At 55.4% G+C, this 9,789-nt stretch carries 4 protein-coding genes; 3 read left to right on the top strand and 1 reads right to left on the bottom strand.

The features are described from left to right. Window positions 1-8: 8 nt before the first annotated feature. Window positions 9-2,201 carry a type I Zorya anti-phage system protein ZorA1 gene (gene zorA1, locus ACIPZ8_RS18525; RefSeq protein ID WP_400726007.1) on the bottom strand — a complete coding sequence of 731 codons (2,193 nt, stop codon included), beginning with the start codon at window positions 2,199-2,201 and terminating at the stop codon, window positions 9-11. A gap of 884 nt (window positions 2,202-3,085) precedes the next feature. Here zorA1 and ACIPZ8_RS18520 point away from each other — a divergent pair. The 3 genes from ACIPZ8_RS18520 to ACIPZ8_RS18510 are packed head-to-tail and all read left to right on the top strand — an operon-like array spanning window position 3,086 to window position 9,391. Beyond that, window positions 3,086-4,792 (top strand): dynamin family protein, encoded by a 1,707-nt coding sequence (locus ACIPZ8_RS18520; protein WP_400726005.1) that lies wholly within the window; start codon window positions 3,086-3,088, stop codon window positions 4,790-4,792. Window positions 4,793-4,805: 13 nt separating this feature from the next. Next, a complete protein-coding gene (locus ACIPZ8_RS18515; protein ID WP_400726002.1) occupies window positions 4,806-7,049 on the top strand; it encodes a dynamin family protein in 2,244 nt (747 codons plus the stop codon). After that, entirely contained in the window at window positions 7,046-9,391 is a 2,346-nt protein-coding gene (locus tag ACIPZ8_RS18510) for a dynamin family protein (RefSeq protein WP_400725999.1), read from the top strand. Before ACIPZ8_RS18515 ends, ACIPZ8_RS18510 begins: the two co-directional genes overlap by 4 nt. Window positions 9,392-9,789: the final 398 nt, after the last annotated feature.

Below are 9,789 nucleotides of genomic sequence, written 5' to 3'. Positions count from 1 at the left end.
AGCCTCCGTTACCGCCTGATGCGTTCCATGATGTCGCCGAAGTCTTCGAGACTTTCCTTGACCCCTTCCACACCACCAGCGAGGCTCTTGACGGCTTTATCGAGCTCGGTGTCGAGGCTGCCCAGGGTTTGTCTCAACGCCCGGTCCATGCCTTCACCGAATTCCTTGAAGCCGTTGCCCAGCACACCACTGATGTTTTCGAGGTACTCATACACCTCACGGTTGAGCGCCTGCATCCGCTCGCTCTGAACCTTCAGGTCCTGGAGATACTGGCTGCGACCGCTGGCTTCACCTTGAGCGCTGGCGACTACCCCTTCGATGACAGCGAGGGTTTTCGCGAGCGCTTCACGATTGTTCCGGTAGTCCGCGACAACGGTGTTCAGCTCACGCGACGCCTGTGCAAGCTCAGCCCCTGCGCCCTGGACTGTACCCATCAGCCCCGCCGTCGACTCACTGGCTCGCGCAACGCTTTGCCCAGCGGTTTCAAACCGCTCAGCCGCCGCCCGCATCTTGTCAGCACCCTGCTGCATACTGAGCAGATGCTGCTCTGTCTGGGCGCTCAATGCATTGACAGTGTCCTGGGCAGATTTCTGTTGCTCGGCAACCGTCTGCAACAACGCCTTGACCTGCTCGTCGAGGCCGCCCACCAGGTCGCGGGTACCTTGATGCAGGTCAGCCTGGGCGGCACGGGTGGATTGATCCATCTGCTGCTGACCCTGTTCCAGTTGCTTGAAGACTGCCGAGAGCTGTTCACCCAACACCTCGACGGAGCCTGCAATCTTGGCCATGGTTTCCTGTTGGCCCTGGCCGATGCTCTGCTTGATCGAATCGACGAAAGCCTGGAGATTTTCAGCCATTGCCTGTTGGCGAGCCTCGCTTTGAGCGAACAGCTTCTCCAGCTGCTCGGCCATTCGAGCGCCAGCGCCCTCCCCTTCGTTGCCGATACGGGCAACCGAAGCCTGAAGATTGGCGAGCATCTCGTTCATCCCCGCTTGCATGGCGTTTTGCCCGGCCTGCATATCGGCCAGTAGCTGGGCAATCATGGACGAACTGCTTTGATTCGAAGACTCGCTAGCCGAACGCATGTCCTGGATCAGCGTCGAGAAGCCCTGCTGCATCGACTGCATGGCGGCAACCGACTGGCCCATCAACTCGTGCAGGCCATTGAACTGCTGGCCGAACGTACCTTCCAGCTTGTTCATGAAAGCCACCAGAACATCCTGCAGCAGGTTCTGTACCTGCCCAGACTGATCGCCACTGGCAGCCTGGACTGCTCCCGCGATGGCTTCAAGCGGCGACTTGAGGCTGTTCTCGATTGCGCCGCTCACCTGGTCGGCCAGCAGCTGCCCAGAGTCGCGGTACGTCGTCGACAAGGTATCTGCCAATTTGAGGCTTTCACGGACCTGGGTATCGACGAGGTTCTGTAACATTTCCCGCAGATCAGTCACCAGGCTGTCCTTCAGCTGACGGGTTTGCACCGAGCTTTCAGCGCTGGAGCGCACCAGCTCCGCCAGGTATTCCTCACCGACGCCGCTGTCAAAAAGCCCGTCGATCGTTTCGTTGAGTGCCTCAAGCAGTTTGTAGCATTGCCCCAGGCGCCACTTTTCAGTGAGCGTGACGGCGATGGATGCCATGATCGAAATGAAGGAGCCGATGAACGCGAACAGCACGTCTTTCAACAGTTTGTCGACGCTGGCGTTGACCTGCTCAGGCGTGCTCGGGTCAAAGTGCTGAAGACCCAGCATTAAGCCAAAGAAAGTTCCGACAATACCGATACCGGTCAAGATACCAGGCAGGTGCTTATAGAATTCGGTCCCCAGCGGGGTATCAACCACACTTTGCGGTGAGAAAAAGTGCGCTGCTGCTGCGGTGGCTCGCGATCGGACGAGTACCTGTTCGCCCTCCTTGATCTCGAACTGATCGTGCAACGTTTCAGCGTACTCACGCCAGGAGTGTTCCAGCTTGGTACCACTGAACAGTCGCTCCAGCTCAGACCGCCGAAGTGGCGGGAGAACTGTTTTTGCGTTCTGCACGCTTTTGGTCAAACGCTTCAGCTGAGCGCTAAGTTTGAAAGACCTGCAGAAATAGCGGAAAAAATAAACAACACACAGGACGATAACGAGAAAAACAACCGTTCTTGGTGCAATCAACTGCTCGGAGCTTGCAGCACCCCATAGCTGCAGCAGCGTCGAAAAATCCATACAGTTCCGCCTTCAATTAAGCACTTTATGTTCAGTAAGACCGTACTACCCACACGGGTGCGTCAATCGCAAATCCCGCAGGGGGAGGACGACTGCACCTTACCAAGCACGTTTTGGGGCACTACAAAATCGGAGTGGAATGGGCGCATGGCAGCGACCCAAAAGCCTTCCGTGGACAAAATGCCAGAGAATAATGTCCTTATGCCAGCACCTTAGCCTGCGCCGCAACCGACGTAAAGCTGGGAACGACTAATGGACTACTGCCTTGGGAAATCGAATAGGTATCGTCGTCAATCTCCTCGTAAACGAAGATGTACCCCTTCGACCCACCGCTTGCGCTTCTCGGTGCTCATGACACAACCAGAGGCGACACAGGACCAAGCGGGCGCGGGTCGTAAAGCTCACCTGTAATGACTTCATGTTTCAACAACAATGCGCCAAGTTGAATGCTGGCTAAATAAACAGGTAAATCATCCGCACATATAGTCCTGGGAAACTCGTCAAAAAAGCCACTCTCAGCCCATTTTCCAACTCAATACAGTGCGTTTTATTGACAGTTTACGAAGAGAAATCAGAGTGCCATCATGCGCCCACTCTTACTCATACAGGACGTGTGAATGCCTATCCCACCTTGCCCCATGACCTTCCACTGCGATCAATGCAACTGGAGCAGGACAGTGGCTCCGGTCAGTGACGCGCTTGGCCCGGGAGACTGGCATCACAGCTGCCCTAAATGTGGCAATCCCAACCTGCAAGTATCTCGGGCCGGCGCCCTTGCCAGCCTGCTGGCAAAAGCCGCCCGACATCTGAACATCCGCAAGCATTAAGCACCTTGCGCTAGCCCTCCTTGCCCGAACAAGCCCAGCACTTAAAGGATTATCACCATGCTCGAAAGCCAGAAAGCCTTCGCCACTTATTTGAAGAAAATGCAGGGGCTGCTCGAAGGCCAGACGTTCACCTTCGACCAGACCCTTCTGCCTAAAGTGATGGAGACCGAGTTGGTGGTGCCCGTAATCGGCGCCTTCAGTGCGGGCAAGAGCTCGCTGCTCAACACGCTGATGGGTAAAGAGGTACTGCCCGTTGGCATTGCGCCGGAAACCGAACTGGCAACCGAACTGCGCTACTCAAGCGAACCTTACTTGCTTGCCATCAAGCCCGATGGCGCGCAGGAGCGCCTGCCTGTCGAAGCGCTGAGCTCGATCAACCGTCGCTCCAGCGAGTTCTCACACTTGCGCCTTTACCTGGACAGTGATGCCCTGAAAGCCATCGCACCGCTGGTGCTGGTCGATATGCCTGGGTTCGGCTCTTCGCTGGAGAACCACAATAAGGCAATCGCCTATTACCTGCCGCGGGGGGTGCATTTCGTCGTTCTGACCAGCATCGAAGATGGCAATATCACCCAGTCGATGCTGCGCAAGCTCGACGAGCTGAAAACCTACAACACTGAATTCACTTTCCTGCTGAGCAAGTGCAACCTGCGTGCGGCCGATCAGGTGGAGGAAGTGCAGGCGTATATCGATGATCAGCTTGGAGTCTACTTCGGTGATCATCACCGCAGCCTCACTATTGGCAACCGCGATGGCGAAGCGCTGCAAAATGCGCTGAGTGCCTTGCAGCCTGACGCGCTGTTCTCCCGTCTGTTCATCGATATTCTCAAAGACCAGAACTTCGAGGTTCTGGCACAAATCAATCTGGCGCTCAGCCTGTTGAAGAAAGACAAGGCTGAAAGCGAGCAAGCTGCCCGGGCGCTAGAACAAGCCCTGCAAAAATTGCTGGAGCAGCGCAAGGATGTGGAGTTGGACCTCAAGGATCGCTACTCCGGGAAAATGCTCGACCGCAGCCTGCGCAGCCTCGATAACGCCCTGAATAATGCCTTGGAAGAACTCGTGACGCTGGGTAGCAGCAAAAATCCAGGTGCCATGTCGAACGCGATCTCCGACATCATTCGTAGCACCCTGGCCAACACGATCAAATCTGAAGTGCAGGATATCTCCAGCAATATGGTGGACCGCATTGCCAGCAACTTGAGCGCTACCAACGGCCAAATGGCCCTGTTGGACATCAATGGCAATTGGAGCGAAGAGCTGACGGGCAAGGTCAAGGTGTCACTGGAGCGCACCACCGAACTGCTCAGTGACTGGTCCACGCGCCTGAGCGCGCGTGCCGAAGCCGACAAACCCGGAGGCGTCGCGCTTTATCGCAGCCTTTCCACCGTGCTTGCCGTGACCACATCGGTGGTCAACCCCTTGGTCGAACTGGCGATCATCTTCCTGCCGGAAATCCTCAGGATGCTCAACGGTGGAGGCAACGAGCGCGAGAAGTTCCGCCAGAAACTCACCGGTGAAGTGTTCCCGAACATCAAGGCGGAGCTGCGCGGGAAGATCCCGTCGATCATCGATGAGCAACTCAACGCCATGCTGAAAAAGATCGGCGACGGTTTCGAAGAGCAGATCACCAAACAGAAGCACGTCGTCGACACCATTGCTGAGGAAAACCTGCAGCGCGAAGCCGAGATCGGTCAGAAGACCGCCGCCTTGGAAAACCTGGCCAGCGCCGTGAAGGCGGCTGCAAACGAACACCTGTACAAATAAGGCGGACGACCCGATGAGCTACCAGAAACTTGTTGAGTTCAGCGAAAGCCTTCATGCGTTGGCAGGGAGCAATCAGGACCTGTTTGGGCGAGAAATCGAGCAGTTCAAGCGCATGAACGCCATCGATGAACCGCAACAGCTTGCCCAGTCCTTTCAAGTATTGCAGGACCAGAATCGGCTGATGAACATTGGTATCGTCGGCCGCGTCAAGGCTGGCAAATCGTCGTTGCTCAATGCACTGATCTTCGACGGTGAGCCGATCCTGCCAAAGGCAGCTACGCCGATGACGGCGGCGCTGACCACGATCACCTGGGGAGAGGTGTTCCGAGCCAAGGTCGAGTTCTACAGTGAAGCTGACATAAGGGCAATCAAGTTCAAGTCGGACCATTACGAACAGCGGCTCACAGCGCGCAAGGATGCCTGCCTCGAAGAATTGGTGAAACGACGCAGCACCCAGGCGCCGGGCACGCCGATCGACATGCAGCAACTGACACAGATGGCGGAAAAAAGGGCGCTAACCGAGTTGCAGCGGGAAGAAGGCTTGTTTGCAGCCAACGACCAGTTCAAGCGCATGACAGCCTCCGGCATCGATAGCAAAATGCTGCAGTCGCAAAGCGAAATCAGCGCCAGCAATCCAAAGGAGCTTGCGCAGCGGTTGCACGAGTACGTCGGTGCCAATGGTACTTACATGCCGTTCACCAAGACGGTGCATGTCTTCATGCCGTTGGAAGAGCTGCGCGATATCTGCATCATCGACACGCCTGGCATGAACGACCCGGTACAGTCGCGCGAAGAGCGAACGGTCGAGTTGCTGAAGACGTGCGATGTAGTCTTTATCGTCAGCCCAGCCGGCCAGTTTCTCAATGAGCAAGACCTGGAGGTGATGGGCCGCATCACTAAAAAAGAAGGCATTCAGAAGCTGGTGCTAGTGGCCAGCCAAATCGATACACAGCTCTATGGTAGCGAAAAGCGCGCTCGCCTGAGCGATGCCGTGGAAGCCATTCGCACCCAGCTTTCTGCGCGGGCACAAAGTACCTTGTCTGACATGAAGCAGAGCAGCCCCGAAGTGGGTTCGGTGTTCGACAAACTGATCAGTTCGGCGCACCACAACCTCCTACACAGCTCAGGCTTGTGTCACAGCCTCAATCGCCGCCTCGACGCACCCGAAAGTTGGGACTCGAATGAGCAGGTGACGTGGGAAAACCTGAGTATCGACTACCCAGATTACTTCTCCCGCGACAATCGGGAGCTGACCTTAGGCAGCCTGGAAAGTTTGGCCAATATCCATGCGGTCAAAGCGGTCCTTGCAGAGGTCCGTACAGAAAAAGCCAAGATTACCACTGACATAATCAGCAACCGCCTGGCGACCAAGCAGAAGAGCCTTGATGAGTTCAAGCAATACATCATCTCGCTTGCAAAAAACCAAGTTTTGCAGATCAAAAGCGCTAACGTCGGCGAACTTAACGAGCAACTTGCGTCATTGGAGTCAAAGCGACTGGACCTCGCCTTGGAGCTGGATGGCAGTTTCAAGTTCACCATGGACGACTATCGCCAGAACCTGCGTGAAGGCATGCGTAAGAAGGCATCCCAACTGCTTCGCGAGACGAAGTCGGCTATCGACGATGCCGAAGGGTCCTACAGCCATACCTATACCGTCGATAATGACGGCGCCTTGGGTTGGCTCGCGCGCAAGCTGGGCGTTGGCGGTACAACGGAAAAAACCGAAGTCCGCGCAAAGATCATCAGCAGCCAGGTTGTATCCACGCTCAAAGACTACATGACCGATGTTCAGGACGAATTGAGCGCCACAGTAAGCCATTCCCACCAAGGCTTGAATGAAGCGCTAGCCCGAGCGCTGACGCCGAAAATCCGTGGTGTTCTGGAGCACGATGCCAATCCACAGATGATCAAACTCGCCATCCTGTCCATCATCCAGGCCATTCCGAAAGACGACTTCGATTTGGACATCCCCCTACCTGACGACCTGAAAAGCAAAGGCACCCTCAAGGGCTACGAAGCTGAGCAGTTCAAAGATGCCGCAGATGATTTTGTTGGCTCGCTCGGCAGCAAGGTCAAAACAAAGATCAGCTCATTTCTCAAGCAGGTAGAGCGTAATACACCTGGCACGATCTCTGGCACTTTCGTTGATGAAGTACAGCGCCGGATCAATGTCCTCAAAGTGCAGGTCGACAACGCCGCCCAAACGATCGATCGGCTTGAACGCATGATACGCAAAGCTGGAGAGGTAACCCTGTGAGCAACCCGCCACGCATTGATGACCGGGCGCGGCCGGCCGTGGAATCGCTCGCTCGATTCTGGCAATTCAAGCGCAAAAAACTGGCGCTGGAACTGCAAGACCATCTCGAAGATGCCCAACGCCAGCTAGACACGTTGTTCAACAACCATCAGGCGCTTGCCACGCTATCTGCAAGCCAGAGCGACAGCATACACGCCCTGAGTCAGCGCAATGACACGCTCACCGAAGCGCTACAGGTCGAGACAGGTAAGCTCGCCTCGACCACCAAGGCGCTTGAGCAGGAAACCGCCAAGCTACAGAAGGCAATGCTCGCGCTGGCACAAGCCAAGGTCTACACCAAGGAACTCGAAGAACGTCAGGCACAAGCACTGGCAACAGCCAGCGGCCTGGAGCAAGACCTTGTAGCACACAAGCAACTGCTGGCCGACAAAGAACAGCACATCCTCGACCTTGAGCAAACGCTGGCCAATGTTCGCCAACAACTCGAAGCGCTCGAAAGCCTCAAACAAGCATTGACCGCTCAATGCGCGGAACAGGCAGAACAGATCGGCGATCTGCAAACACGCAAGCAGGCGCTCACTGATGCGCTGCAAGCGAAGACGGCCGAGGCTGAAGATCTGGCACAGCGAGAGGCCCAGGCACTTGATGAGATCGCCAATCTTGAAAAGCGGCTGGCCAAGCTCAACCGAGAGTTGACGGCCAAAGAGGCAGACGTTACGGAGCTGGAGCGGACGATGGCAGAGGTCCAGAAACATCTCGAAGAAGTGAAAGACGCCAATCTATCGTTGACTGAACAATGTGCCGGGCAGGCCACACACATCAGTGAGCTGGTTGCTCACAATGCGTCATTGTCGACCCAGTTGCATACCGAACAGGCCAATGTTGCAGAGCTGGAAGAGCGCAGGGGGCAGGCCCTTGCGCAAATCAGTGAGCTCGAGACCTATCTGGACGAGCACAAAGCCCAACTGTCGGCCCAAGAGCAGAACGTCGAATTGCTGGAGAGCTTCACAGAGGAACTGAAGGCGTCCAAACAGCACCTCGAAAACCACTACGCAGACATTAACCAGCAACATCTGTCGCTCACTGAAAAGTTTTCCCTGGTGAGCAGGGTTCTGGCACAGCAGCCTCCCGTCAATGAAGAGCTGGACCGATTCGCCGAGCTGATCAACAACGATTACATGGCGTTCGCAGTCCGTGAATCGTCGCTGGCAGGCGAAGCACAGGCCGTGCTCGACATGCAGGCGATTCTCGCCGAGCTGCGTATGCTGAACAACTTCCCAAGCATTGCGGGCAAAACCATCCTGAGCATTGCGGGAGGCTTCAGTAGCGGCAAGTCTGCGTTCATCAACAGCTTCATTAAAGACTCGAGCGTGCGCCTGGCGACCGGCATCAACCCGGTGACCGTAGTACCCAGCTATGTCGTGTGCTCTGAAGAAACCAGGTTCAATGGCTATTCGTACAACGGCGGAGCCATCGACCTGGAGCCGAGCCTGTACGCCTCCATGTCCCACGAATACGTCAAAGGCTTCGGCTTCGATCTTCGCCGCATCCTGCCTTTCATCAGCGTCAAGGTGCCCATGGATCCGCAGCTGTTCGGCAACCTGTGCATCATTGATACCCCGGGCTACAACCCAGGTACGTCGGGTGGTGCCTCAGCTGCTGACAGGAGCACCGCAGCCTCTCTCGTCAACCAGGCAAGTGCGCTGGTGTGGGTCATCGGACTTGACCCCGCCGGGACCATCGACCAGTCAGACATTGAGTTCATCGAGTCCACGCCATTCCGTGGCAACTCGCTGTACATCGTGCTGAACAAGGCTGATGTTAAGTCTGACGATGACATTGATCAAATCATGGAACAGGTAGCCGACGACCTTGCCTTCGCAGAGATCGAGTACGCGGGTATGTGTGCCTACTCATCCACTGCACGCAAACGAACCTATCCATCCACAGGGCTGGCGTTCGAACAGTTCCTACGGTCTATTAACTGCAAGGTGGACGTAGTCGGGAAGATTTCCAATAAACTCGATGCCGTTTTCGATGCCTACAAATGTGCGATCAAAGCTGACATTGCGCAATTGAAAGGTCGCAAGAACGAATTCAACGCATTCAAACTAGACGCACTGGAAATTGGCGGAACTGCCTTGCATGATCGCATCGAACGGGCCTTCCCGCTATCAGAACAGATGTTTGACGTCTCGGAACTTGAGCAATTAGTGGGTGATTGCGAAGACCTACGTCACAAACTCAAACTAGCGGCTCAAAAGGCCTTGCGTGGCGCTGATCAAGCTCACAGCAAGAGCGCCGAAACTGAAGAATTTCTTCGGCTTCGAATACGCCGCTAGCTAAGGAAGGCACTAAGCACATGGCCCAGCGCCTTTAAATCAGTGGCGATACAAACCCCATCGAGAGCTGCCTGCAGGCAGCCTCTGATCCATTCGATTCTTTCCATATAACCCATCAACGGACAGAATCCAGTCCATGTAAAATCAACAACTTTCGTTGCAATTTAGCAACATGCTCACGCTTCGCCCTCACTGCCGACTGCAGCTTGCGCCCCCATCCCCCAGATATGCACACACTAAAATAGATGGGGCGCTCATGATGAATTTAAAATTTCGACCCCACACTTCGCGTGCTGTAGCGGCCTCGTAAATGTTTTTCACTTGACGGTTCTAACCCTGCAGAAACCCGGCACAATTTAGTTGACCCATTCTTGCGATAAGATCTGTCTAAGGGCCGC

Source organism: Pseudomonas sp. NPDC089422 (genome assembly GCF_044749405.1).
Taxonomy (GTDB): Bacteria; Pseudomonadota; Gammaproteobacteria; order Pseudomonadales; family Pseudomonadaceae; genus Aquipseudomonas.
This window is presented reverse-complemented; position numbering and strand designations above follow the sequence as displayed.

What these genes read in the sequence shown, in the direction of transcription:
- ACIPZ8_RS18515 (WP_400726002.1), top strand. Translation starts at nt 4,806, where the DNA reads ATGAGCTACCAGAAACTTGTTGAGTTCAGCGAAAGCCTTCATGCGTTG.
- ACIPZ8_RS18520 (WP_400726005.1), top strand. Translation starts at nt 3,086, where the DNA reads ATGCTCGAAAGCCAGAAAGCCTTCGCCACTTATTTGAAGAAAATGCAG.
- zorA1 (WP_400726007.1), bottom strand. Translation starts at nt 2,201, where the DNA reads ATGGATTTTTCGACGCTGCTGCAGCTATGGGGTGCTGCAAGCTCCGAG.